This window comes from Streptomyces sp. NPDC002838 (assembly GCF_040295365.1).
In the GTDB taxonomy this organism is placed as follows: Bacteria; Actinomycetota; Actinomycetes; order Streptomycetales; family Streptomycetaceae; genus Streptomyces.
On the sequence record NZ_JBEOVF010000038.1, the window covers coordinates 20,544 to 43,519 of the forward strand.

The 22,976-nt window shown below is 70.9% G+C and carries 21 protein-coding genes and 2 pseudogenes; 9 read left to right on the plus strand and 14 right to left on the minus strand.

Annotated elements, in window-relative coordinates:
- The first annotated feature begins 255 nt into the window (after positions 1-255).
- Genes ABT063_RS36205 through ABT063_RS36220 form a run of 4 tightly spaced genes read left to right on the plus strand, consistent with a single transcriptional unit; the run spans position 256 to position 4,583 of the window.
- Positions 256-2,409, plus strand: coding sequence for a PhoH family protein (locus ABT063_RS36205; RefSeq protein ID WP_351064463.1), 2,154 nt, complete (start codon positions 256-258; stop codon positions 2,407-2,409).
- Between the two features lie 13 nt (positions 2,410-2,422).
- Positions 2,423-2,920, plus strand: a complete 498-nt coding sequence (ybeY, locus tag ABT063_RS36210) for an rRNA maturation RNase YbeY (protein ID WP_095755772.1) — start codon at positions 2,423-2,425, stop codon at positions 2,918-2,920.
- Positions 2,917-4,227, plus strand: coding sequence for a hemolysin family protein (locus ABT063_RS36215; protein ID WP_351064466.1), 1,311 nt, complete (start codon positions 2,917-2,919; stop codon positions 4,225-4,227). The genes ybeY and ABT063_RS36215 overlap by 4 nt, the downstream gene beginning before the upstream one ends.
- Entirely contained in the window at positions 4,224-4,583 is a 360-nt protein-coding gene (locus ABT063_RS36220) for an MmcQ/YjbR family DNA-binding protein (RefSeq protein WP_351064468.1), read from the plus strand. Before ABT063_RS36215 ends, ABT063_RS36220 begins: the two co-directional genes overlap by 4 nt.
- Before the next feature lie 60 nt (positions 4,584-4,643).
- Here ABT063_RS36220 and ABT063_RS36225 read toward each other — a convergent pair.
- Positions 4,644-4,847, minus strand: a pseudogene (locus ABT063_RS36225) (MFS transporter); the annotation flags it as partial.
- A 13-nt stretch (positions 4,848-4,860) separates the two neighbouring features.
- Between ABT063_RS36225 and ABT063_RS36230 the strand changes: the two are divergent.
- Together ABT063_RS36230 and ABT063_RS36235 are read left to right on the plus strand one after the other, a co-directional pair.
- Positions 4,861-5,110: pseudogene (locus ABT063_RS36230) on the plus strand (MmyB family transcriptional regulator); the annotation flags it as partial.
- A gap of 28 nt (positions 5,111-5,138) precedes the next feature.
- A complete protein-coding gene (locus tag ABT063_RS36235; RefSeq protein ID WP_351064470.1) occupies positions 5,139-5,489 on the plus strand; it encodes a cytidine deaminase-like protein in 351 nt (116 codons plus the stop codon).
- A 122-nt stretch (positions 5,490-5,611) separates the two neighbouring features.
- Here the strand turns inward: ABT063_RS36235 and ABT063_RS36240 are convergent, their stop codons facing one another.
- From ABT063_RS36240 to ABT063_RS36250, 3 genes are all read right to left on the minus strand, one after another.
- Positions 5,612-6,736 (minus strand): carbohydrate kinase family protein, encoded by a 1,125-nt coding sequence (locus tag ABT063_RS36240; protein WP_351064563.1) that lies wholly within the window; start codon positions 6,734-6,736, stop codon positions 5,612-5,614.
- Between the two features lie 151 nt (positions 6,737-6,887).
- A complete protein-coding gene (locus tag ABT063_RS36245) occupies positions 6,888-8,177 on the minus strand; it encodes a glucarate dehydratase family protein (RefSeq protein WP_351064472.1) in 1,290 nt (429 codons plus the stop codon).
- Positions 8,174-9,115, minus strand: a complete 942-nt coding sequence (locus ABT063_RS36250; protein ID WP_351064474.1) for a 5-dehydro-4-deoxyglucarate dehydratase — start codon at positions 9,113-9,115, stop codon at positions 8,174-8,176. Before ABT063_RS36250 ends, ABT063_RS36245 begins: the two co-directional genes overlap by 4 nt.
- Positions 9,116-9,232: 117 nt before the next feature.
- On the opposite strand from ABT063_RS36250, the gene ABT063_RS36255 reads away from it, so the two are divergent.
- Entirely contained in the window at positions 9,233-10,015 is a 783-nt protein-coding gene (locus ABT063_RS36255) for an IclR family transcriptional regulator (RefSeq protein ID WP_351064475.1), read from the plus strand.
- Positions 10,016-10,149: 134 nt separating this feature from the next.
- Here ABT063_RS36255 and ABT063_RS36260 read toward each other — a convergent pair whose 3' ends face one another.
- The 9 genes from ABT063_RS36260 to hrcA all read right to left on the minus strand — a co-directional run bounded on the left by ABT063_RS36260 (position 10,150) and on the right by hrcA (position 20,586).
- A complete protein-coding gene (locus ABT063_RS36260; RefSeq protein WP_351064477.1) occupies positions 10,150-11,142 on the minus strand; it encodes an adenosine deaminase in 993 nt (330 codons plus the stop codon).
- A 20-nt stretch (positions 11,143-11,162) separates the two neighbouring features.
- Entirely contained in the window at positions 11,163-12,068 is a 906-nt protein-coding gene (locus ABT063_RS36265; RefSeq protein WP_351064479.1) for a ribonuclease Z, read from the minus strand.
- Positions 12,069-12,074: 6 nt separating this feature from the next.
- Complete coding sequence (locus ABT063_RS36270; protein WP_351064481.1) at positions 12,075-12,428, minus strand: histidine triad nucleotide-binding protein; 354 nt, start codon at positions 12,426-12,428, stop codon at positions 12,075-12,077.
- 126 nt (positions 12,429-12,554) lie between these two features.
- Positions 12,555-15,794: a S41 family peptidase gene (locus ABT063_RS36275; protein ID WP_351064483.1), complete on the minus strand. Its 3,240-nt coding sequence runs from the start codon at positions 15,792-15,794 to the stop codon at positions 12,555-12,557.
- Positions 15,795-15,839: 45 nt separating this feature from the next.
- On the minus strand, positions 15,840-16,370 hold the full coding sequence (locus ABT063_RS36280) for a hypothetical protein (RefSeq protein ID WP_351064484.1): 531 nt from the start codon (positions 16,368-16,370) through the stop codon (positions 15,840-15,842).
- Positions 16,371-16,444: 74 nt separating this feature from the next.
- Positions 16,445-17,185 (minus strand): 16S rRNA (uracil(1498)-N(3))-methyltransferase, encoded by a 741-nt coding sequence (locus ABT063_RS36285; protein WP_351064486.1) that lies wholly within the window; start codon positions 17,183-17,185, stop codon positions 16,445-16,447.
- On the minus strand, positions 17,185-18,312 hold the full coding sequence (locus tag ABT063_RS36290; RefSeq protein ID WP_351064488.1) for a nitronate monooxygenase: 1,128 nt from the start codon (positions 18,310-18,312) through the stop codon (positions 17,185-17,187). The genes ABT063_RS36285 and ABT063_RS36290 overlap by 1 nt, the downstream gene beginning before the upstream one ends.
- Before the next feature lie 120 nt (positions 18,313-18,432).
- On the minus strand, positions 18,433-19,569 hold the full coding sequence (gene dnaJ, locus ABT063_RS36295) for a molecular chaperone DnaJ (protein WP_351064490.1): 1,137 nt from the start codon (positions 19,567-19,569) through the stop codon (positions 18,433-18,435).
- Complete coding sequence (gene hrcA / locus ABT063_RS36300; protein ID WP_351064492.1) at positions 19,570-20,586, minus strand: heat-inducible transcriptional repressor HrcA; 1,017 nt, start codon at positions 20,584-20,586, stop codon at positions 19,570-19,572.
- 162 nt (positions 20,587-20,748) lie between these two features.
- Between hrcA and ABT063_RS36305 the strand changes: the two genes are divergently transcribed.
- Together ABT063_RS36305 and ABT063_RS36310 are read left to right on the plus strand one after the other, a co-directional pair.
- Complete coding sequence (locus ABT063_RS36305) at positions 20,749-21,477, plus strand: MBL fold metallo-hydrolase (protein WP_351064494.1); 729 nt, start codon at positions 20,749-20,751, stop codon at positions 21,475-21,477.
- 34 nt (positions 21,478-21,511) lie between these two features.
- Positions 21,512-22,321: a DUF3097 domain-containing protein gene (locus ABT063_RS36310; protein WP_351064496.1), complete on the plus strand. Its 810-nt coding sequence runs from the start codon at positions 21,512-21,514 to the stop codon at positions 22,319-22,321.
- Here the strand turns inward: ABT063_RS36310 and ABT063_RS36315 are convergent.
- Positions 22,299-22,877: a Uma2 family endonuclease gene (locus ABT063_RS36315; RefSeq protein WP_502990948.1), complete on the minus strand. Its 579-nt coding sequence runs from the start codon at positions 22,875-22,877 to the stop codon at positions 22,299-22,301. The genes ABT063_RS36310 and ABT063_RS36315 overlap by 23 nt on opposite strands.
- Positions 22,878-22,976: the final 99 nt, after the last annotated feature.

The following is a 22,976-nucleotide window of genomic DNA, read 5'->3' on the forward strand; positions in this document are numbered from 1 at the left end:
CCCACCTCCGCCCGACACCTCAAGGCAAGATCACGAAGCCGCACCTCCGCCGACTCGGAGGGGCGGAGTTTCAAGATGGGTGGGACGACGGCACCCGAGGAAGGCCCCCGCCACTCCAGAGGGCACGAAGGGACGCTGGTGCCGAAAAGGCCTACGGCGTTGTCGGTACCCCGGCGTACCCTTGAAATCGCCAGGCGGCCCACGTGGCGCGCGAGTCGTTTCGAGGAGGACGAGCAAGGCCTACAGAGCCGGCCCATGACTCAGACACCCACAGCTCACACACCCGCACAGGGACAGGCGAGAGCACAGTTCACCGTCCCCGCCCAGCACCCCATGGTGACCGTGCTGGGGTCCGGCGACTCCCTGCTGCGCGTGATCGAGAAGGCCTTCCCGGCAGCCGACATCCACGTCCGGGGCAACGAGATCAGCGTGGTCGGCGACCCAGTGGATGTCGCCCTCATTTCGCGCATGTTCGAAGAGATGATGCTGGTGCTCCGCACCGGGCAGCCGATGACGGAGGACGCAGTGGAACGCTCGATCGCCATGCTGAAGGCGAGCGAGAACGGGGAGAGCGACGGCCAGGAGACCCCGGCCGAGGTGCTCACGCAGAACATCCTGTCCTCGCGCGGCCGCACGATCCGCCCCAAGACCCTCAACCAGAAGCGGTACGTCGACGCGATCGACAAGCACACGATTGTCTTCGGTATCGGCCCCGCCGGTACCGGCAAGACCTACCTCGCTATGGCCAAGGCGGTGCAGGCTCTGCAGTCCAAGCAGGTCAACCGCATCATCCTCACCCGGCCGGCGGTGGAGGCGGGGGAGCGGCTGGGCTTCCTGCCCGGAACGCTGTACGAGAAGATCGACCCGTATCTGCGGCCTCTTTACGACGCGCTGCACGACATGCTGGACCCGGACTCGATCCCGAGACTGATGGCGGCGGGGACGATCGAGGTCGCGCCGCTGGCGTATATGCGCGGGAGGGCGCAACCGATCTTCACAAATGTCCTCACTCCGGACGGCTGGCGCCCCATCGGCGACCTGCAGGTCGGTGATCTTGTCATTGGCTCAAACGGCGAGCCGACCCCGGTGCTCGGCGTCTACCCACAGGGCGAGAAGGACATCTACCGCGTCACCGCCCAGGACGGCGCCTGGACGCTTTGCTGCGGCGAACACTTGTGGACGGTCAGGACTCGCGCCGACGTGCGCCGTAACAAGCCGTGGCGGGTCCTGGAAACCCAGGAGATGATCGGCAACCTGCGTGCCGCACACGCTCGACGGTATGAACTGCCGATGCTCACGGCTCCGGTCTGCTACCCGAAGCGCGAGGTTCCTGTCGATCCGTACGCGCTGGGTCTGTTGCTGGGCGATGGATGCGTCTCCAAGGGCGGCGCGCCCTCGTTCGCTACAGCGGACCCGGAGCTGATCCCCGCCTTGGAGGCAGCGCTTCCGGGCATCAAAGCGCGGTCGCGAGGCGGCTACAACTACCTCGTCAACCGCCTCCCGATGCCGAGTGACGGCGAGGGTGGTGTCCTGACGCACCCGCTCAAGCAGGCGCTGCGCACCTTGGACCTGCTCGGCGGCAAGTCGTACTCGAAGTTCGTGCCCGATGACTACCTCTACAACTCGGCCGACGTCCGTCTTTCGGTACTCCAAGGATTGCTCGACACCGACGGTGATCCCGTCACGCAGAGGGACCGCACGTGCCGGGTCCAGTACACGACGACGTCGATCCTGCTCCGTGACGACGTGATCGCGCTCGTGCAGTCATTGGGCGGTGTCGCGTACAGCCGACGCAGGGCTGCCGAGGGCCGCACACCAGGCAGGATCAAGGGGAGGGATGTTCTCCATCACCGCGACGCCCACGTCATCGACATCCGCCTCCCCGAAGGCATAGAGCCCTTCCGCCTCCCCCGCAAGCGCGACAAGTACCACGCGGCCGGAGGCGACGGACGCCCGATGCGCTTCATCGACAGCATCGAGCCGGCAGGCAAGGAGGAAACCGTCTGCATCCAGGTGGCCGCCGAGGACTCGCTGTACGTCACCCAGGACTACCTGCTGACGCACAACACTCTCAATGACGCCTTCATCATCCTGGACGAGGCCCAGAACACCAGCCCCGAGCAGATGAAGATGTTCCTCACCCGCCTCGGCTTCGACTCGAAGATCGTGATCACGGGCGACGTGACGCAGGTAGACCTGCCGAACGGCACCAAGTCGGGTCTGCGCCAGGTCCAGGACATCCTGGAGGGCCTGGACGACGTCCACTTCTCCCGGCTGTCGTCCCACGATGTCGTACGGCACAAGCTGGTCGGCCGTATCGTCGACGCGTACGAGGAGTACGACAACAAGCACGGCACCCAGAACGGCACGCACAAGGGCCGGGGCAAGTCCGGGCACAAGGGGAAGTAGACCGAGCACCACCATGTCGATCGACGTCAACAACGAGTCCGGAACCGAGGTCGACGAGCAGGCGATCCTCGACATCGCCCGCTACGCGCTCGCGCGGATGCGCATCCACCCGCTCTCCGAGCTCTCGGTGATCGTCGTGGACGCTGACGCCATGGAGCAGCTGCACATCCAGTGGATGGACCTGCCCGGCCCGACCGATGTCATGTCCTTCCCCATGGACGAGCTGCGCCCGCCGTCCAAGGACGACGCCGAACCCCCGCAGGGGCTCCTCGGCGACATCGTGCTGTGCCCCGAGGTCGCCGCCAAGCAGGGGACGGAAGCGCCCACGCAGCATTCCATGGACGAGGAGCTCCAGCTCCTGACCGTCCATGGAGTGCTGCACCTGCTGGGTTACGACCACGAGGAGCCGGACGAGAAGGCCGAGATGTTCGGCCTCCAGGCGGCCATCGTGGACGGCTGGCGCGCGGAGAAGGGCCTGACCGGCCCGTCACCGGCCCCGACCGTGTCATGAGCCCCACCCTCGTCTCCGGCGCGATCGCCCTGGTCGTCGTCGCGTGGCTCGCCGCCTGCGCGGAGGCGGGCCTCGCGCGCGTCTCCAGCTTCCGCGCCGAGGAGGCCGTACGCACCGGCCGCCGGGGCAGCGCCAAGCTCGCCCAGGTCGCCGCCGACCCGACCCGCTACCTCAACGTGGCGCTGCTGGTCCGCGTGGCCTGCGAGATGGCGGCGGCCGCCCTCATCACCTACGCCTGTCTGCAGGAGTTCCCCGGCACCACCGAGGCCCTCCTGGTCGCGATCGGGGTCATGGTCCTGGTGTCGTACGTCGCGGTCGGTGTCTCCCCGCGCACCATCGGCCGCCAGCACCCGCTGAACACGGCGACGGCGGCCGCGTACATCCTGGTGCCGCTGGCCCGCGTCATGGGCCCGATCCCCTCCCTCCTGATCCTCATCGGCAACGCGCTGACCCCCGGCAAGGGCTTCCGCCGCGGCCCCTTCGCCTCCGAGGCGGAGCTGCGTGCGCTGGTCGACCTCGCCGAGGCCGAGTCCCTGATCGAGGACGAGGAGCGCCGCATGGTGCACTCGGTCTTCGAGCTGGGCGACACGCTCGTACGGGAGGTGATGGTCCCGAGGACCGACCTCGTCGTCATCGAGCGCTACAAGACCATCCGCCAGGCCCTCACCCTCGCCCTGCGCTCCGGCTTCTCCCGCATCCCGGTGACCGGAGAGAGCGAGGACGACGTCGTCGGGATCGTGTACCTGAAGGACTTGGTCCGCAAGACGCACATCAGCCGGGACGCGGAGTCCGAGCTGGTGTCGACGGCCATGCGCCCGGCGGCCTTCGTCCCCGACACCAAGAACGCCGGCGACCTGCTGCGCGAGATGCAGCAGGACCGCAACCACGTGGCCGTCGTCATCGACGAGTACGGCGGCACGGCCGGCATCGTCACCATCGAGGACATCCTCGAGGAGATCGTCGGCGAGATCACCGACGAGTACGACCGTGAGCTGCCGCCCGTGGAGGAACTCGGCGACGACCGCTACCGGGTCACCGCCCGCCTCGACATCACCGACCTCGGCGAGCTGTACGGCCTGGAGGAGTACGACGACGAGGACGTGGAGACGGTCGGCGGCCTGCTCGCCAAGGCCCTGGGCCGGGTCCCCATCGCCGGCGCCTCGTCGGCGGTCGGCCTGCCGGACGGCCGCGAGCTGCGCCTGACGGCGGAGGCCGCTGCGGGTCGCCGGAACAAGATCGTGACGGTGCTGGTGGAGCCGGTGGCCCTGGGGGATCCGCCGGAGGACGAGGACAAGGAGCCGGAGTGACCCCGCAGGAGCTGCGCGCGTTCTGCCTGTCCTTCAACGCGGCCGTGGAGGACTTCCCGTTCAATCCGGAGACCTCGGTCTTCAAGGTCCGGGGCAAGCTCTTCGCCCTCACGAACCTGGACGCCCGCCCGCTCACGATCAACCTCAAGTGCGACCCGGAGGACGCGATCCGCCTGCGCGGCGAGCACCCCGGCCTGATCATCCCCGGCTGGCACATGAACAAGCGCCACTGGAACACGGTGACGGCCGACGGCGACCTCCCGGACCGGCTGGTCCGGGAGCTCATCGAGGATTCGTACGACCTGGTGGTGGCGGGCCTGCCGAGGGCGGAGCGGCTCCGCCTCGACCGCCCGTGAACGACTCCGTGTAGGCAGCGAAGGCGTACGCCGCTTCGAGGCTTCCCGGGCGCGGCCCCGTCAGGGCCGGGTCTCGCGGCCGGTGCGTAGGCTCACGCCGACCAGTACCGCCGCCGCCAGGACGATCGCCGCGTCGAGGGCCAGCACCGTGTGGACGCCGGACATCAGGTCCGAGGACCTGGTGGCCCGCACGCCGAGGAGCGGGATGCCGATGGTGATCCCCACCTGCTGGGTCGAGGTGACCAGGCCGGTGGCCAGGTGGGGGTCGCGATCAGCGCGCCCATGCCGCTCGGCGTACCCCGACGACGAGGGGTACCAGGCGGTGCTGACGGACCTGAAGGCCGCCGGTACCAAGTTCTCCGAGCTTGTGGGAGCGGCGGACATCGAGGACGCCGGGCAGATCCGCAAGGAGCTCGACATCCGTTGGTCGGGCTGCTGCGCTGGACGAGGCGAACACGGCGGCGAAGCTGGAGTGGCTGTCGTCGGCGGAGGGGCGGCGCGGGGCGATGTACCCCGTGGCGGGGTGACGGGTACGGTTCTTCGTATGCTCAGGGCATGACCGACAGTGCGCTTGACCCTGAGGACCGCAAGATCGTCACCCTGGCCCGTTCTGCCCGGGCCCGCAATGGTGTGCCCGAGGGGGCTGCCGTGCGGGACGAGACGGGCCGTACGTATGTCGCCGGGACCGTTGCCCTCGAGTCGCTGCGGTTGAGCGCGCTGCGTACGGCGGTGGCGATGGCGGTTGCTTCGGGGGCGAAGTCGTTGGAGGCGGCGGCGGTGGTGACCGAGGCGGAGGGAGTCTCGGACGAGGACCGGGCCGCCGTACGGGATCTTGGTGGGCCGGGGACTCCGGTGCTGGTGGCCGGGCCGGACGGGGTTGTCCGTCTGACGGTCTCGGCGGGCTGAGGCCCTGGGGGCTCCGCCCCCAGGGCCTCGATCAGCCTTTTAGAGCCCTTCGTCCTCAGCCCCTGGACGGATTGGATGGCGCGGACCGTGGGCCGGCGTTGAGGGGGTGCCGCCCCGTGCCCTCACGCCGACCTCCGGAACCCGATCGTCGGCACCGCCCGCCTGAGCGGCCACGGCTGCGCCGTCTCCTCCTCCGGTACCAGCCCCGCCAGGAACGCGTACCGCCTCAGGGCCGCCGGATCCTGCCGGTCCAGCGACTGGACCTCGCGCCACCACGCCCCGATCTCGCACCAGCCCGGCGCCGACAGCGACCCCCCGAATTCCTGGACGGAGAGCGCGGCCGTCAGGCCCGCGAAGGCCAGGCGGTCTGCCAGCGGCCAGCCCGCCAGGGTGCCGGTGACGAAGCCCGCCACGAAGACGTCTCCCGCGCCGGTCGGGTCGAGGGCCTGGACGGCGATGGCCGGTACCGAGGCGGTCTCGCCGGTCCGCCGGTCCACCGCGTACGCGCCCTCCGCACCGAGGGTGACGACCGCGAGCGGTACGTGCTCGGTGAGCGCGTGTGCGGCCGCGCGGGGGCAGTCGGTTCCGGTGTACCGCATCGCCTCCTGCGCGTTCGGCAGGAAGGCCTCGCAGTGGGCGAGGTCGGCCAGACTCGCCAGGTCCCAGGCCCCGGTGTCGTCCCAGCCGACGTCGGCGAAGACACGGGCGCCCTTGCTCGCGGCCTGGGCGATCCAGGGGGCGCGTGTGCCGGGCGTGAGGGACGCGATGGCGGCACGCGCGCGTGGGGGGCAGTCCGGCGCGGGCTCCTCCGGGGGCGGTTCATGGCCGTGCGAGACCATCGTGCGCTCGCCCTCGTACGCCATGGAGACGGTGACCGGGGAGTGCCAGCCGGGGACCGTGCGGGACGGCGCGAGATCGATGCCCTCGCCGGTCTGCAGCGCGTCCCAGCAGTAGTCGCCGTAGTGGTCGTCGCCGAACGCGGCCGCCAGCGAGGTCCGCAGGCCGAGCCTCGCCAGCGCGGTCGCCATGTTGGCCACGCCGCCGGGGCTCGAGCCCATCCCGCGCGCCCAGGACTCGGTCCCGCGCACCGGGGCGGAGTCGAGCCCGGTGAAGATGATGTCGAGGAAGACGGTGCCCGTGAGATACACGTCCCAGGGCGGATCGTCCGGCGTGCGCAGGGCGGCCAGCGGGTCGACCTGGGGCCGGTTGCGGTGGTCCTCTCCGAGCGATGCGGTGGACGCGATCACGGTGCGCTCCCATGACGTGGTGCCGATCAGGCCAGTCTGCACCACACCACTGACAACAGTGCCGCGCTCATGCCCGAGCCGCACCTCGCATCAGCTCCCCGCAGGTCCCAGCGGGGATCCGGGCCGCGTGCGGCCCGGCGCTACCCCGCGGCTACCAGCGAGGGACCGACGGCGTGACCCACTCCGGGTCGGCGACCCGCATCGCCGCCGCGTCGTCGCGCTCGCGCAGCGAACCGTCGTCGTCGAGCCACCGCCGGTGCAGGAACTCCAGCTTGTCGCGGTCGAGTACGACGCCGAGGCCGGGCGCGTCGGAGACGGTGACCTTGCCGTCGTCGAAGGTCAGCCGCTCGATGAGGACGTCCTCCGGCTGCCAGGGGTAGTGGGAGTCGCAGGCGTGGTGGAGGTTCGGGACGGTGGACGCGACGTGCGTCATCGCGGCCAGACTGATCCCCAGGTGGGTGTTGGAGTGCATGGACACCCCGACGCCGAAGGTGCGGCAGATGGCGGCCAGTTGCTGCGTGTTGCGCAGCCCGCCCCAGTAGTGGTGGTCGGAGAGCACCACCTGGACGGCATCGCGCGTGAACGCCTCCTTGATCTCGGCGAAGGTCGTCACGCACATGTTGGTGGCGAGCGGCACGTCGGTGCCGGCGGCCACCTCGGCCATCGCGGGCGTGCCGAGCGCCGGGTCCTCCAGGTATTCGAGGACGTTCCCGAGCTCCTTGGCCACCTTCAGCGAAGTCTCCACACTCCAGGCCCCGTTGGGGTCCAGCCGCAGCGGGTGCCCGGGGAACGCCTCGGCCAGCGCCCGTACGGCCGCGATCTCCTCCTCCGGCGGGAAGACACCGCCCTTGAGCTTGAAGGAGGTGAAGCCGTACCGCTCCTTGAACTTCCGCGCCTGTTCGACGACCCCGGCCGGGTCGACGGCGGCACCCCAGTCGTCCTTCTCCGCCGCCACGCCCTGCGGGTGGTCGGCCCACTTGTAGAACAGGTACGCGCTGTACTCGACCGCGTCCCGCACCTTGCCGCCGAGCAGCGCGTGCACGGGCAGGCCGAGCGCCTTGCCGAGGGCGTCGAGGCAGGCGACCTCGAAGGCGGAGACGACGGACAGCCGCAGCTTGTCGGCGGTCTGGACGCCCCGCAGTCCGCCGACGTCGACCTGGCCGGAGACGCGGGAGTCGTCCACGGAGACCTCGTCGGCGATCACGAACAGGCCGTTCGGATCACTGACGTGACGTCCCTTGAGCTTCTCGGCGAACGGCCGGGCCAGCTCCAGGTACTTCGTGTCCCCGTACGTCTCCCCGACCCCCGTGATCCCGTCCGCGGTCACGACCTCCACGATCAGCCGGGGCGTGTACGGCTGGTGCACGCCCTGCGTGTTCAGCAGCGGCGGGTCGGCGACCAGGATCGGCGTCAGCCGTACGTCCGTAATGGCGAGGTTCACAGTGCGGCTCCTACGAGGTCGAGTCCGGTGGTCAGCAACAGCTTCAGGTCGGCCAGGTCGGCGGCCGACGGATCGGTGAGCGGGGCGCGCACGGGTCCCACCGGACGGCCGCGCAGCCGGGCCGCCGCCTTGACCAGCGACACGGCGTATCCGGGCACGCGGTCGCGGAGTTCGACGAGCGGTACGTAGAAGTCGCGCAGCAGCTTCTCGACCGTGCCGTCGTCGCCGTCGCGGAGTGCGGTGAAGAAGGCGGCCGCGATCTCGGGGGCGAAGGCGTGGACGGCGGAGGAGTAGGCGGGGACGCCGACGGTGGCGTAGGCACGGGCCTGGATCTCGGCGGTGGCGGCGCCGTTGAAGAACAGGAAGCCCTCGGGGGCGGCGAGTGTGAGTCGTTGCAGCCGATCCAGGTCGCTGTGGCCGTCCTTCAGGCCGATGACGGTCGGGATGGCGGCGACGCGCCTCAACGATGCGGCCGTGAAGGCGACTTGGCCGCGCTGGTAGGCGATGAGAGGCAGCCGGGTGCGAGCGGCGATCCGCTCCAGCTGGGCGACGAGCCCGTCCTGCGGGGCGGCGACCAGGTAGTGCGGCAGGACGAGCAGGGCGTCGGCGCCGGCCTCCTCGGCGATGCGCGCGAAGCGGACGGCCTGCGCCCAGCCGTACCCGGTCCCGGCGACGACGGGCAGGCGCCCGCCCGCCTCCTCGACGGCGATGGTCACGACCTGCCGGTACTCGTCCTCGTCCAGGGAGAAGAACTCGCCGGTGCCGCAGGCGGGGAAGACGGCGCCGGGGCCGGTGGCGATCCTGTCCGCCACGTGCGCGCGGAAGCCGTCCGGGTCGAGGGAGCCGTCGTCGTGGAAGCTGGTCAGCGGGAACGACAGCACACCGTTCGCCATCCCCTCCGCCAGCCGCCGCGCCACGGCGTCCGTATCGAGACTCACCTCTCACTCATCTCCCCATGTAGACATCATCCATGCATGAAGATGGAGATTAGATACGCGAACGAGACCCGTCAATGGCCCGCTCAGTGGGCGGGTGTCCCCGTTTACGATCGGCGCATGTCAGAGACAGGCGGCGTCCGCGAGGTGAAGTCCGCAGCACGCACGGTCGAGCTGCTGGAGCTGCTGGCCGCGCGCGGCGACCGTCCGGCGCGGTTGCAGGAGCTCGCGGACGAGCTGGGCGTGCCGCGCAGCTCGATGTACGCGCTGTTGCAGACACTGATCTCGCGGGGCTGGGTCCGCACGGACCTCACCGGCTCGCTGTACGGCATCGGCATCCACGCCCTGCTCACGGGCACGAGCTACCTCGACTCCGACCCGCGCGTGCGCGTCGTACGGCCGTATCTCGACGAGGCGTCCCAGGCGCTGGGCGAGACGATCCACATGGGGCGCCTCGATGGCCGGGACGTGGCGTATCTGGCGACGCGCGAGTCGCACGAGTACCTGCGGACGATCAGCCGGGTCGGGCGGCGGCTGCCGGCGCATGTGGGGGCGCTCGGCAAGGCGCTGCTGGCGGAGCGGGACGACGGCGAGCTGCCCGAGGGGCCGTACGAGGCGCTGACTCCCAACTCGCACACGAGCCGGGAGTCACTGGTGGCGGATCTGACGGAGGTGCGCGCGCGGGGTTACTCCGTCGACCGCGAGGAGGGCGTGCTCGGGATCGTCGGCTTCGGCTTCGCGTTGCGGTACGACACGCCTGCGCAGGACGCGATCAGTTGCTCGGTGCCGGTGGCTCGGCTGACGGCGGAGCATGAGGGGCGGATTGTCGCGGTGATGCGGGAGATCAGGGCGAAGATCGAGGCGACGGTGCCTTCGGGGGGTGGGGCGGTGCACTGGCGTTGACGCCGGTTTGCCGGGAGCCCGGCGTGAGGGCTGGGCGGGGGTGGGTCGCGCGGCCCGGCGCCGGCGGGGTGCCGCCCTTCTGCGGGTCGGGAGCCGCCCCAGCGGCACGACTGCCCGCGGCTGGAGCTACGGAGCTACCGGAACTCGTACGCCTCCACCTCGGCGAGGTACCTCCTTCGCCGCTCCTCGTCATGCTCCAGGAAGGACGCGACGAAGGAGTTGCGGGCCAGTTCGCGCAACCGCTCCTCGCTCAGCCCCAGCGCCTGCCGTACCGCATCGAAGTTGTCGCCCGCGTAGCCCCCGAAGTAGGCCGGGTCGTCGGAGTTGACCGTGCAGAGCAGCCCGGCGTCGAGCATGGCCGGCAGCGGGTGGTCGGCGAGGACGTCGACGGTGCGGAGCCGGACGTTCGACAGGGGGCACAGCGTCAGCGGGACCCGGTCCCGGACCAACCTGGCGACCAGCTCCGAGTCCTCCATGCACCGCAGCCCGTGGTCGATCCGCTCGACGCCGAGCACGTCCAGGGCCTCGGTGATGTACTCCGGCGGCCCCTCCTCACCGGCGTGCGCCACACGCCGCAGGCCCAGTGCGGCGGCGGCCTCGTACACCTCGCGGAACTTCACCGGTGGATGCCCGACCTCGGCCGAGTCGAGGCCGACACCGACGATCCGGTCGAGGTGGGGCCGGGCCGCGTCCAGGGTCTCCATGGCCGAGGCGGCGGACTCGTCACGCAGGAAGCACATGATCAGCTGGGTGGAGACGCCGTGCGCGGCCTCGCTGTTCCCCAGCGCCCGCCACAGCCCTTCCACGACCGTGCCCATGCCGACGCCCCGTGCGATGTGGGCCTGCGGGTCGAAGAAGATCTCCGCGTGCCGGACGCCCTGCGCGGCGGCGCGGGCGAGGTAGGCGTTCGCGAGGTCCTCGAAGTCCCGCTCGGTGCGCAGGACGGCCATGAGTTCGTAGTACAGGTTCAGGAAGGACTGGAGGTCCTCGAACCGGTACGCCTTGCGCAGCTCGTCGGTGTCGGCGTACGGCAGCTCGACGCCGTTGCGGGCGGCCAGTTCGAAGGCCAGCTCCGGCTCCAACGTGCCTTCGATATGGAGGTGCAATTCTGCTTTGGGGAGGGGCATCGAAGCATCGTACGGCCGTTTCACCGACGCTTCGGAACCGGCACCCTCAACAGATCGTGCGCGACGGTCAGCTCCCCCTCGAACCCGGCGGCCCGTGCCTGCCGCTCGAACTCGTCCGGCTCCGAGTAGCGCTGGCTGAAGTGGGTGAGCACGAGGTGCCGTACGCCGGCGTCCCGGGCGACGCGGGCCGCCTGAGCGGCCGTCAAGTGACCGTGCTCGATGGCCAGTTCGACGTCCTCGTCCAGGAACGTCGACTCGATGACGAGCATGTCGCAACCCTCGGCCAGCGCGTGCACGCCGTCGCACAGCCGGGTGTCCATGACGAACGCGAACCGCTGGCCGCGGCGCGTCTCGCTGACGTCGTGGAGAAAGACGCCGTCGAGTACGCCCTCCCGTTGGATCCGTCCGACGTCCGGGCCCTTGATGCCGTGCGCGGCGAGGCGGTCGGGCAGCATGCGGCGGCCGTCGGGCTCGATGAGGCGGTAGCCGTAGGACTCGACGGGGTGAGAGAGCTTGCGGGCCTCCAGGGTGTAGCCGCCGGTCTCGGCGATCACCCCGTCCGACGCCACCGGTGCCTCGACCATCTCGACCGTCTCGCGGTAGGCGGTGGCGTACCGCAGCCGGTTGAAGAAGCGCTGGCCGGACCTCGGATAGTGGGCGGTGACCTCGTGCGGGACCTTGTCGAGGTTGATGCGCTGGATGACGCCCGCGAGGCCCAGCGAGTGGTCGCCGTGGAAGTGCGTGACGCAGATCCGGTTCAGGTCGTGGGCGGCGACCCCGGCGCGCAGCATCTGGCGCTGCGTGCCCTCGCCGGGGTCGAACAGGATGCCCTCGCCGTCCCAGCGCAGCAGGTAGCCGTTGTGGTTGCGGTGCCGGGTCGGGACCTGGCTGGCGGTGCCGAGGACGACCAGTTCACGTACGGACACGACGAGTTACCCGGGGGGCCATTCCAGGCCACGGCCGCCGAGGACGTGCGCGTGGGCGTGCCAGATGGTCTGGCCGGCGCCGCTGCCGGTGTTGAAGATGGTGCGGTAGCTCTCCAGCTTCTCGTCGTCGGCGACGGCCTGGGTCTCTCGCAGGACGTCGGCGGCGAGCTCGGGGGCGCCGGTGGCGAGGGAGGCGGCGTTCTCGTAGTGCGCCTTGGGGATGACCAGGATGTGGGTGGGCGCCTGGGGGTTTATGTCCCGGAAGGCGACGGTCGTGTCCGACTCGCGGACGATCGTCGCCGGGACAGTGCCCGCGACGAGCTTGCAGAACAGGCAGTCGTCCTGTGGTTCCCCTGCCATGCGGTTCCCTCCAGGGGTTGAGCGGGATGATCGCGTGTGGGCATCGTATCGCCGCGGGGTGCGGGTGCTCCGTGGCTGGTCGCGCCCACGCGGCGGAGCCGCATGTCCGATACAGCCCCGCGCCCCTTAGGTGGGCAATCCGGGCGGTGTCTTCGCCGGACTGTCCTCCAACGCGGCCAACGCCAACCTCACAGCCTCGTCCAGCTGCGGATCCCGCCCCGCCCCATAGTCCTGAGGCCTCTGCACCACCTCGACATCCGGATCCACTCCGTGGTTCTCCACGCCCCACTCGTAACCCTCCAGCCAGAACGCGTACTTCGGCTGAGTGATCAGTGTCCCGTCGACCAGCCGGTACCGGCTGTCGATCCCGATCACCCCGCCCCACGTCCGCGTCCCCACCACCGGCCCGATCCCCAGCGCCTTGATCGCCGCGTTGACGATGTCCCCGTCGGAACCGGAGAACTCGTTGGCGACGGCGACGACGGGCCCGCGGGGAGCGTCCGCCGGATAGCTGTACGGCCGCATCCCGCGCGGCAGCGCCCAGCCGACGATCCGGCGGGCCAGCTTCTCGACGACCAGCTGGGAGGTGTGCCCGCCCCGGTTCTCGCGGACGTCCACGACCAGGCCCTCCCGGGCCACCTCTACGCGCAGGTCACGGTGGATCTGGGCCCAGCCGGGCGCCTGCATGTCCGGCACGTGCAGGTATCCCAGCCGTCCGCCGGACTTCTCGTGGACGTAGGCCCGCCGGTCCTCGACCCAGGCGTGGTACCGCAGCGGCTCCTCGTCGGCGGTCGGGACGACGACGGCGTGCCGTACCTCGCCCCCGCCGGCCGGCGAGATGGTCAGCTCGACCGGCTTGCCCGCCGTACCGACGAGGAGGGGGCCGGGGCCGGTCACCGGGTCGACCGGCACTCCGTTCACCGCCGCGATCGCGTCCCCGGCGCGCACCGCGACGCCGGGGGCGGCGAGCGGGGAGCGGGCGTCCGGGTCGGAGGTCTCGGTCGGCAGGATGCGGTCGATGCGCCACTGTGCCGATCCCTGCGGGCCGTCCTCGTGGCGGGAGATGTCCGCGCCGAGCAGTCCCTGCCGGGGTCCGCCGCCGTGTCCGCCGCGCGGGACGACGTAGGCGTGCGAGGTGCCGAGCTCACCCTGGACCTCCCAGAGGAGGTCGACGAGGTCGTCGTGGGTGGCGACGCGGTCCAGGACGGGGCGGTAGCGGTCGAGGACGCCGGTCCAGTCGACGCCGTTCATGTCCGGCCGCCAGAAGTGGTCCCGCATGACGCGGCCGGTCTCCTCGTACATCTGGCGCCACTCGGCCGCAGGGTCGACCGTCTGCCGGATCCGGCTGAGGTCGACGGTGATGTTCGTGTCGCTGTCGTCGTCGTTCGAGGCGCGCCGGTCGCTGGGCACGACCTTGAGCCGCCCGTCGGTCCACAGCAGGACCCGCTTGCCGTCGCCGCTGACCTGGAAGTGGTCGGCGTCGGCGGCGAGGTGCTCGATGCGCTGCTGGACGAGGTCGTAGCGCTCCAGCTCGGTCTGCGGGTCCGGGTCGTCCGGGGTGGCCCGGGAGGAGCCGAGGACACCGCGCACCGGATGCCGCAGCCACAGCACGCCGTCCTTCGCGGCCCGCAGGTTGGAGTAGCGGGCCGCCTCGACCGGGAACGGCACGATCCGGTCGGCGAGGCCTTCCAGGTCGACACGGGTGGCCGGGGCGCCCTCGCTGTCGGGGGTCTCGTCCTTGTCCGGCGCCTCGAAGGGGCGGCCGTGCCGCTGCGGGCCGAACGGCGAGGGCGTGGTCGCGGCCAGCGTGATCAGGTGCGGGCGGTCGCCGACGACGAAGGCCAGGTCGAAGACGTGCTCGTCGTAGACCGGGTCGAAGGAGCGGTTGGACAGGAAGGCGAGGTGCTTGCCGTCGAGGGTGAACGCCGGCGCGTAGTCCTGGAAGCGCAGCGGGGTCGCCTCGGTGACCGACAGGTCGGTGGTGTTGGCGAGCCGCAGCTGGCGCAGGGGCCGCGGGCCGGGGTGCGACCAGGCGAGCCAGGCGGAGTCGGGCGAGAAGACCAGCCCGGTGACGTCGCCCTCCTCGCTGCGGTCGACCTCGCGGACCTCGCCGGTCTCGCGTTCGACGAGGAGCACGCGTCCGTCGTGCGCGGCGACCGCGGCCCGGCTGCCGTCGGGCGCCATGGCCAGCCCGAGGACGCGGCCGAGCTGTCCGGCGGCGAGCCGGCGCGGGGTGGCGCCGGGGACGAGGCCGGTGGCGGGCGCGAACTCCAGGGCGTCGTCGCCCTCCGCGTCCGTCACCCACACCACCCACTCCTCGCCCTCCGCGCGGAAGGTGCGCGGGAGCCGGGCCCGTACGCCGGGTTCGGCGGCGAGTGCGCGGGCCGGTCCGGAGCGGTGGGTGACCCAGTGCACGGCACCCCGTACGGCGACGGCGCTGCCGCGTGCGGTGTGGTCGGGGGCGGCGGACCCGAACCAGCGGGAGGCGTTCACCTGGAAGGGCTGCCGGTCGGTGTGCTGTCCGCCGAGCCGGATGTCGAGCCGACGGGGTTCGGCGCCGTCGAGGTCGTCCAGGATCCACAGTTCACCGGCACTGGCGTAGACGACACGGGTGCCGTCGCCGGCCGCGTGCCGGGCGTAGAAGCCGTCGAGGGGGGTGTGCCGTCGTAGGTCGGACCCGTCCGCGAGGGAGGAGTACAGCGCGCCGACGCCCTCGTGGTCGGACAGGAAGGCGATCCGGTCCCCCGCCCACAGGGGGTACTCGAGGTTTCCGTCCAGCTCTTCGTGCAGCCGTACGAACTCGCCGGCACCCTCCCCGTCGCGGACGTCGCTGTCGATCCACAGCTTGCCCGCCGTACCGCCCCGGTACCGCTTCCACCACGCGGCCTCCCGGCCCATGGGCGCCGACAGCAGGACGGTCGCGGGGCCGTGGGCGACATGGCCGACGGGCCCGTACGGCAGGATCGTGGACGGTCCTCCGTCGAGCGGGACGGCGTGCGCCCAGCTGCGACGCAGGGTCGCCTGGCCGTAGGTGCTGATGGCGAGGACCTGTCCGTCCGGGGTCCAGTCGCGCACCTGGGTGCGGTTACTGCCCCAGTGCGTCAGGCGCTTGGCCGGGCCGCCGTCGACCGGGGCGATGTGCACCTCGGGTGCGCCGTCGCGGGTGGAGGTCCAGGCGACGGTCGTGCCGTCGGGCGAGATGCGGGGGTGGGTCACCGGCACGTTGTCCGCACTGACCCGCCAGGCCCGCCCGCCGTCCAGGGGCGCGAGCCACACGTCGTCCTCGGCGGTGAAGGCGACCAACTCGCCTCGCAGGTGCGGAAACCGGAGATACGAAGAAGACCCCGTCAATGCTGGCTGTGTCACCCGATCACCCTATGCACGCCCGGCGACCTGGGACAGGGGTTTGGATCACTTGCCCTCGGGCCAGCACTCGGGTGCCTTCTGGCAGTAGACGGTCTTGGTGACGGTCACCGTGACGGTCGGTCCGGGCTGCTGGGGGTTGTTGACGGGCGGGGTGGTCTTCGCGTCGCAGTTCCCCAGCCCCTCCACGTGGAACCACTGCTTGCCGTCGATCTTGGCGGTGAGGTCCCCGCGGACACACGCGCCGCTGACCGCACGGGTCACCTTGCCGGTGACGGTGATGTCCTTGCCGTCGTCCGTCTCGCCCTCGCAGTCGACCTCGGCGACGGCGTTCTCGGTCGCGGTCGGCGTCGAGGCGCCGTCCCCGTACGAGGCCGTGCAGTTGAGCCAGCGCACGGCGGCCTTCTGCCGTTCCAGCTCGTCCGTCACGGTCTGGTCGGTCGTGTACGCCACGGTCGCGGAGTTCAGCCCGCCCGGGTCACAGGCGACCGCTCCCCCCACCGTGAGCGCGGCAAAAGACACCGCGACCGCCACTCGCCGCCCACGCGGCCGACGCCAAATCCGCCTCAACGCCCCCATGCACGGCAGCCTGCCACCGTCGCGCTCGCCGCGGTAGAGCGCATACGGTCAGCCCACGCGCCGTTCTCCCGGGATCAGGACCAGCGGCCCGAGCGGCCGAGGAGCAGGGCGGCCGCCGCGGTCCCGGCGGTCGACGTGCGCAGCACGGTGCGCCCCAGCCGGTAGGCCTTCGCGCCCGCCTCCTCGAACAGCGCCAACTCCTCGGGGGAGACGCCGCCTTCGGGACCGACGACGAGCACGATCTCGCCGCGGTCGGGCAGTTCGGCGGTGGCCAGGGTTTCTTCCCCGCTCTCATGGAGTACGGCGGCGAAGTCGGCTTTGGCGAGAAGTGCGGCAACCTCTTTGGCCGTCGCCGCGTCCGCGACCTCCGGGAAGCGGACCCGGCGGGACTGCTTGCCGGCCTCGCGGGCCGTGGCTCGCCACTTGGCGAGCGCCTTCTGGCCGCGGTCGCCCTTCCACTGGGTGATGCAGCGGGCGGCGGCCCACGGCACGATCGCGTCGACGCCCGTCTCGGTCATCGTCTCGACGGCCAGCTCGCCGCGGTCGCCCTTGGGGAGAGCCTGGACGACGGTGATGCGGGGCGACTCCGGGGGTTCCTCGGACACACCGGTCATGTGGACGATCAGCCGGTCCTTGCCCTCGGCGCCGACCACCTCGCACTCGGCCCAGCGCCCGGCGCCGTCGGTGAGGACGACGGTCTCCCCCGGCCGCAGCCGCTTGACGGACACGGCGTGCCGTCCCTCGGGGCCGTCGAGGACGTACTGTCCGGCTCCGCCCGCGCGGAAGTGCTCGACGACGAACACCGGTGCGGTCATCAGACGCTCCCCGGCTGGGGAAACGCCAGCAACGCCGTCCTGGCGGCGGCGAGTTCACCGGCCAGGACCTCCACCAACTGCCCCGCCGGCAGTTCGCGGGCCATACGGTGCCCCTGTCCCGCCCACAGCGCCATGCCCTGCGCGTCGCCCGCCTTGGCGGCCGCCTTGCGCAGCGGTGAGGTGAGGTGGTGGATCTCGGGGTAGGCGGCGGGCGCGTACGGGCCGTGCTCGCGCAGGAACCGGTTGACCAGGCCGCGGGCCGGGCGGCCGGAGAAGGCGCGGGTCAACTCCGTACGGACGTACAGGGGGTTGGTCAGCGCCTGCTTGTGCGCGGCGTTCGCGCCGGACTCGGGCGTGGCGAGGAACGCCGTGCCGAGCTGGGCCGCGCTCGCGCCCGCGGCGAGGGCGGCGGCGATCTGGCTGCCGCGCATGATGCCGCCGGCGGCGACGATCGGGATGCGGACGGTCTCGCGGATCTGGGCGATCAGGGAGAGGAGTCCGATGCCGGAACCGTCGTTCTCCGGGATGTCACGGTGGGTGCCCTGGTGGCCGCCGGCCTCCACGCCCTGCGCGATCACCGCGTCGGCGCCCGCCTGCTCGACGGCGAAGGCCTCCTCCGCGGTGGTCGCGGTGACCAGGGTGAAGGTGCCGGCCCGGCGCAGCGAGTCCAGCACGTCACGGCTCGGCACGCCGAAGTGGAAGGAGACCACCGGCACCGGGTTGTCGAGCAGGACGGCGAGCTTGGCGTCGTAGCCGTCGTCGCGGCCGCTCTCGGGGTCGCCGAGCTCGGTCTCGTACCAGGCGGCCTCGCCGGCCAGCTGGTGGGCGTAGACGTCGACGGCGGCGGCAGAAGGGGGCGCGGCCGTAGCCGCTCCAGTGGAGCCGGTGCTTGCACCGGGGTACTCGGGCTGCGGCATGAAGACGTTCACGCCGAACGGGCGGGCCGTGAGGCTCCGCAACTGCTTGATCTCCTGGTACAGGCCGTCGGCCGTCTTGTACCCGGCAGCGAGGAACCCCAGCCCGCCGGCCTCGCACACGGCCGCGGCGAGCTTCGGCACGGAGACGCCGCCCGCCATGGGGGCCTGCACGATCGGATGAGGGAAGAGATCGGTCAGTGCGGAGGACATGACGGCATGTTGTCACGTACTCCGAACAAGTCCGAATCGAACCTTCCCTTTGGCATACGCCACCTGGGGCGCTGCATCCATCAGCGGCTCCGCCGCGGGCGGCCGCCCGCGGCCACCCCGTCAGCGCCCGTTGAACGCGTCCTTCAACCGCGAGAACAACCCTTGCTGCCCCGGCTGGAACTGCCCCTGCGGCCGCTCCTCGCCCCGCAGCTTGGCCAGCTCGCGGAGCAACCGCTCCTGCTCGGGGTCGAGCTTGCTCGGGGTCTGGACCTCGACGTGGACGATCAGGTCGCCCCGGCCGCCGCCCCGCAGATGCGTGACGCCCCGGCCGTGCAGCGGGATCGACTGGCCGGACTGGGTGCCGGGCCGGATGTCGACCTCCTCCAGGCCGTCCAGCGTCTCCAGCGGGACCTTCGTGCCGAGGGAGGCCGCGGTCATCGGGAGCGTGACCGTGCAGTGCAGATCGTCGCCGCGCCGCTGGAACTGCGAGTGCGGCAGCTCGTGGATCTCGACGTACAGGTCACCGGCGGGGCCGCCGCCGGGGCCGACCTCGCCCTCGCCGGCCAGCTGGATGCGGGTGCCGTTGTCGACACCGGCGGGGATCTTGACCGTGAGCGTACGGCGGGACCGTACGCGCCCGTCGCCCGCGCACTCCGGGCACGGAGTGGGCACCACGGTGCCGAAGCCCTGGCACTGCGGGCAGGGACGCGAGGTCATGACCTGGCCCAGGAAGGACCGCGTCACCTGCGACACCTCACCGCGGCCGCGGCACATGTCACAGGTCTGCGCGGAGGTCCCCGGCGCCGCGCCCTCACCACTACAGGTGGAGCAGACGATCGCCGTGTCGACCTGGATGTCCTTCGTCGTACCGAAGGCCGCCTCGTCGAGCTCGATCTCCAGCCGGATCATCGCGTCCTGGCCGCGCCGGGTGCGCGAGCGCGGACCCCGCTGGGACGCCGTACCGAAGAAGGCGTCCATGATGTCGGAGAAGTTCCCGAAGCCACCGGCCCCGAAGCCGCCCGCGCCGGCGCCGGCCGCCTGCGAGAGCGGGTCGCCGCCGAGGTCGTAGACCTGCTTCTTCTGCGGGTCCGACAGCACCTCGTAAGCGGCGTTGATCTCCTTGAACCGCTCCTGGGTCTTCGGATCGGGGTTGACGTCCGGGTGCAGCTCGCGTGCGAGCCGCCGGAAGGCCTTCTTGATCTCTTCCTGCGACGCGTCGCGACGCACGCCGAGAACGGCGTAATAGTCCGTGGCCACTTACGACTCCGCCAGGATCTGTCCGACGTACCGTGCCACTGCGCGTACCGCTCCCATCGTTCCCGGGTAATCCATGCGGGTCGGTCCGACCACGCCGAGCTTGGCGACTGCCTCGTTGCCCGAACCGTAGCCGACCGACACCACTGACGTGGAGTTGAGTCCCTCGTAGGCGTTCTCGTGACCGATGCGTACGGTCATGCCCGAATCCCCCGCCTCGCCAAGGAGTTTGAGGAGCACGACCTGCTCCTCCAGGGCCTCCAGGACGGGCCGGATGGTGAGGGGAAAGTCATGTGCGAAGCGGGTCAGATTGGCGGTGCCGCCGATCATCAGCCGCTCTTCGTTCTCCTCGACGAGCGTCTCCAGCAGGGTGGAGAGGACGGTCGAGACCGTGCCGCGGTCCTCTGTGTCGAAGCCTTCGGGAAGGTCCTCGACGAGCCTTGGCACATCGGTGAAGCGCCGCCCCGCGACCCTGCTGTTGAGCCGGGCCCGCAGATCGGCCAGGGAGGCCTCGCCGAACGGCGCCGGGCAGTCGATCATCCGTTGCTCGACCCGCCCCGTGTCCGTGATCAGCACGAGCATCACGCGCGCGGGAGCGAGCGAGAGCAGCTCGACGTGCCGGACGGTGGACCGGGTGAGCGACGGGTACTGCACGACGGCGACCTGCCGCGTGAGCTGCGCGAGCAGCCGTACGGTCCGTGCCACCACGTCATCGAGGTCGACGGCGCCGTCGAGGAAGTTCTGGATCGCGCGCCGCTCGGGCGGACTCATCGGCTTGACGCCGGCGAGCTTGTCGACGAAGAGCCGGTAGCCCTTGTCCGTCGGGATCCGCCCGGCGCTGGTGTGCGGCTGGGCGATGTACCCCTCGTCCTCCAGGGCGGCCATGTCGTTGCGCACGGTCGCCGGGGACACGCCGAGGCTGTGCCGCTCGGTGAGTGCCTTGGATCCGACGGGCTCCTCGGTGCCGACATAGTCCTGGACGATGGCGCGCAGCACCTGAAGCCGTCGTTCACTCAGCATCGCGCACACCTCCAGAAGTCGTCCCCTCGGCACCTGGCCTGGCACTCTTCACAGCCGAGTGCCAACGTTCCCCGGCCCAGTGTACGGCCGTGGGGTACGCCCCGGGCAAGGCCGGTCCTGCGATGCCGTGCCTGGACGTGCTGTCTTGGCTAGCGTCGCGGTATGAGCGTGACTTGGGAAGAGCTGGGGTGGGAGCGGATGGCGGCCGGGGTGGGCCGGTGCCGGCTTCCCGGCTGGGACTGCACGGTGGGGCTGGTCGTCGGGGAGGGCACGGCCTTGCTGATCGACGCCGGGTCGAGCCTCGGGGAGGGCGCGCGGCTGCGGGCGCAGGCGGAGGCGTTCACCGGTCACCGTGTGACTCATCTCGCGCTCACTCACCCCCATTTCGATCACGTCTTCGGGGCGGCGGCGTTCGCGGGGGCGGAGGTGTTCGGCGCGGTGGGCATCGACACGGTGTTCACCGCCCGGCACGCGCGCGAGGAGCTGCGCGCGGACGCGGTACGCAATGGGCTGGAGGCCGATTCGGCGGACGAGGCGATCGACGCACTCGTCCCACCTCGCCATCACGTCTCCGGCGAGTGGACCCTCGACCTGGGCGGCGGCCGCCAGGTCCTGCTGGCGAACGTAGGCCCTGGCCACACGGCCCACGACCTCGCGGTCCTGGTACCGGGCTCGCCCGAGGTCGTCTTCTGCGGCGACCTGGTCGAGGAGTCCGGGGAGCCGCAGGCGGGCGCCGACGCCGTACCGTCGCACTGGCCGGCCGCGCTGGACCGGCTGCTGGACCTGGGCGGCGAGGACGCGCTGTACGTGCCCGGTCACGGAGCGGTGGTGGACGCGGCGTTCGTAAGGGCGCAGCGGGACGCGTTGGCGACGCGTTTCGGCGTGTCGTAAGCACTCTCCGGTCACTTCTCCTATCGTCACCCGAATGCGCCAGTACTCCGCCGATCTGACTCCTCCCTGGAAGAAGCCGCAGCCCGTCCCCGAGGTCCCGGCGGAGCCCGGCCTGGTGGTGGAGGAGCCCGGCACCGGCTTCTGCGGCGCGGTGATCCGCTGCGAGGCGGGCACGGTCACCCTGGAGGACCGCTTCGGCAAGCACCGCGTGTTCCCGTTGGAGCCGCGGGGCTTCCTGCTGGAGGGCCGGGTGGTGACGCTCGTACGGCCATCGGCGGGGCCGGTACGACCGACCCGAACGGCCTCCGGTTCGGTCGCCGTCCCCGGCGCACGCGCACGCGTGGCCCGCGCCGGGCGCATCTACGTCGAGGGCCGGCACGACGCCGAACTGGTCGAGAAGGTGTGGGGCGACGACCTGCGCATCGAGGGCGTGGTCGTGGAGTACCTGGAGGGCGTGGACGACCTGCCGTCGATCGTGGCCGATTTCGCACCGGGTCCGGATGCGCGGTTGGGCGTCCTGGTGGACCACTTGGTGCCGGGCACGAAGGAGTGGCGCATCGCGGAGGCGGTGACGAGCGAGCACGCGCTGGTGGTGGGCCACCCGTACATCGACATCTGGGAGGCGGTGAAGCCGTCGTCCCTGGGGATTCCCGGGTGGCCCCGGGTGCCGCGCGGGCAGGACTGGAAGACGGGGGTGTGCCGGGCGCTGGGATGGCCGGAAAACACCGGGGCGGCTTGGCAGGGGATTCTGGGGCGGGTGGGGTCTTACAAGGACCTGGAGCCGGAGTTGTTGGGGCGGGTGGAGGAGCTGATCGACTTTGTTACGGATAGCGGTGGGGCCTGACCCCGGGGAACACGCCGAACTCACTCGTGTCCAGTTCGAGCCCCAGGATCTCCAACGGCAGTGGATCACTGAACTTGGTGATCTCCTGGCTCCGGTAGTCGGCGTCTTCGCCCTCTCCGGCGGGCTTCGTCAACAGGACGCAGTGCCCCATGATCGGGTCGACGATGAGGTAGGCAGGTACCTTCCCCGCAGCGTAGATCGACCGTTTGACCACGTAGTCCTGGTGGACGCTGGACTTGGACACGACCTCGACAACCATCGTGACCAGCTGACACGGCAACAAGCGCCCCGAGGCGGGCACGACATCGCGTTCCAAGACCACCAAGTCCGGTACCGGCTCGCTGGCCTCGTCGACGATGTCGACATCCTGGGTCTGGAGGCGACTCCAGCGCTGCCGCGGGATCTGGTCCTGCACATCGGCGACGATCCTGTTGTGCACGATGTCGGGGCTGGCCATCATCACGATTACCCCCCGGAGAAGCTCGACCTTGATGCCCTCGGGAGGCTCAAGCTCCTCGAAGTACTTGGTCATCCCACGCTCGTCCACAGCGGTCATCTCCGTGGCCCTCCACATCCGCCGCGTACTTTGACGGCGGCCTACGAGCCAGGTTAGGGGCCGAACCGACGTTCCGCACCGATTCACTCGCCGGAGTGA

Coding starts and splice junctions, on each gene's coding strand:
- ABT063_RS36270 (WP_351064481.1), bottom strand. CDS start 12,428: ATGGCAGGGGAACCACAGGACGACTGCCTGTTCTGCAAGCTCGTCGCG.
- ABT063_RS36255 (WP_351064475.1), top strand. CDS start 9,233: ATGTCAGAGACAGGCGGCGTCCGCGAGGTGAAGTCCGCAGCACGCACG.
- ABT063_RS36310 (WP_351064496.1), top strand. CDS start 21,512: ATGCGCCAGTACTCCGCCGATCTGACTCCTCCCTGGAAGAAGCCGCAG.
- ABT063_RS36290 (WP_351064488.1), bottom strand. CDS start 18,312: ATGTCCTCCGCACTGACCGATCTCTTCCCTCATCCGATCGTGCAGGCC.
- ABT063_RS36205 (WP_351064463.1), top strand. CDS start 256: ATGACTCAGACACCCACAGCTCACACACCCGCACAGGGACAGGCGAGA.
- ybeY (WP_095755772.1), top strand. CDS start 2,423: ATGTCGATCGACGTCAACAACGAGTCCGGAACCGAGGTCGACGAGCAG.
- ABT063_RS36235 (WP_351064470.1), top strand. CDS start 5,139: ATGACCGACAGTGCGCTTGACCCTGAGGACCGCAAGATCGTCACCCTG.
- ABT063_RS36285 (WP_351064486.1), bottom strand. CDS start 17,185: ATGACCGCACCGGTGTTCGTCGTCGAGCACTTCCGCGCGGGCGGAGCC.
- ABT063_RS36280 (WP_351064484.1), bottom strand. CDS start 16,370: ATGGGGGCGTTGAGGCGGATTTGGCGTCGGCCGCGTGGGCGGCGAGTG.
- ABT063_RS36315 (WP_502990948.1), bottom strand. CDS start 22,877: ATGACCGCTGTGGACGAGCGTGGGATGACCAAGTACTTCGAGGAGCTT.
- hrcA (WP_351064492.1), bottom strand. CDS start 20,586: ATGCTGAGTGAACGACGGCTTCAGGTGCTGCGCGCCATCGTCCAGGAC.
- ABT063_RS36305 (WP_351064494.1), top strand. CDS start 20,749: ATGAGCGTGACTTGGGAAGAGCTGGGGTGGGAGCGGATGGCGGCCGGG.
- ABT063_RS36215 (WP_351064466.1), top strand. CDS start 2,917: ATGAGCCCCACCCTCGTCTCCGGCGCGATCGCCCTGGTCGTCGTCGCG.
- ABT063_RS36260 (WP_351064477.1), bottom strand. CDS start 11,142: ATGCCCCTCCCCAAAGCAGAATTGCACCTCCATATCGAAGGCACGTTG.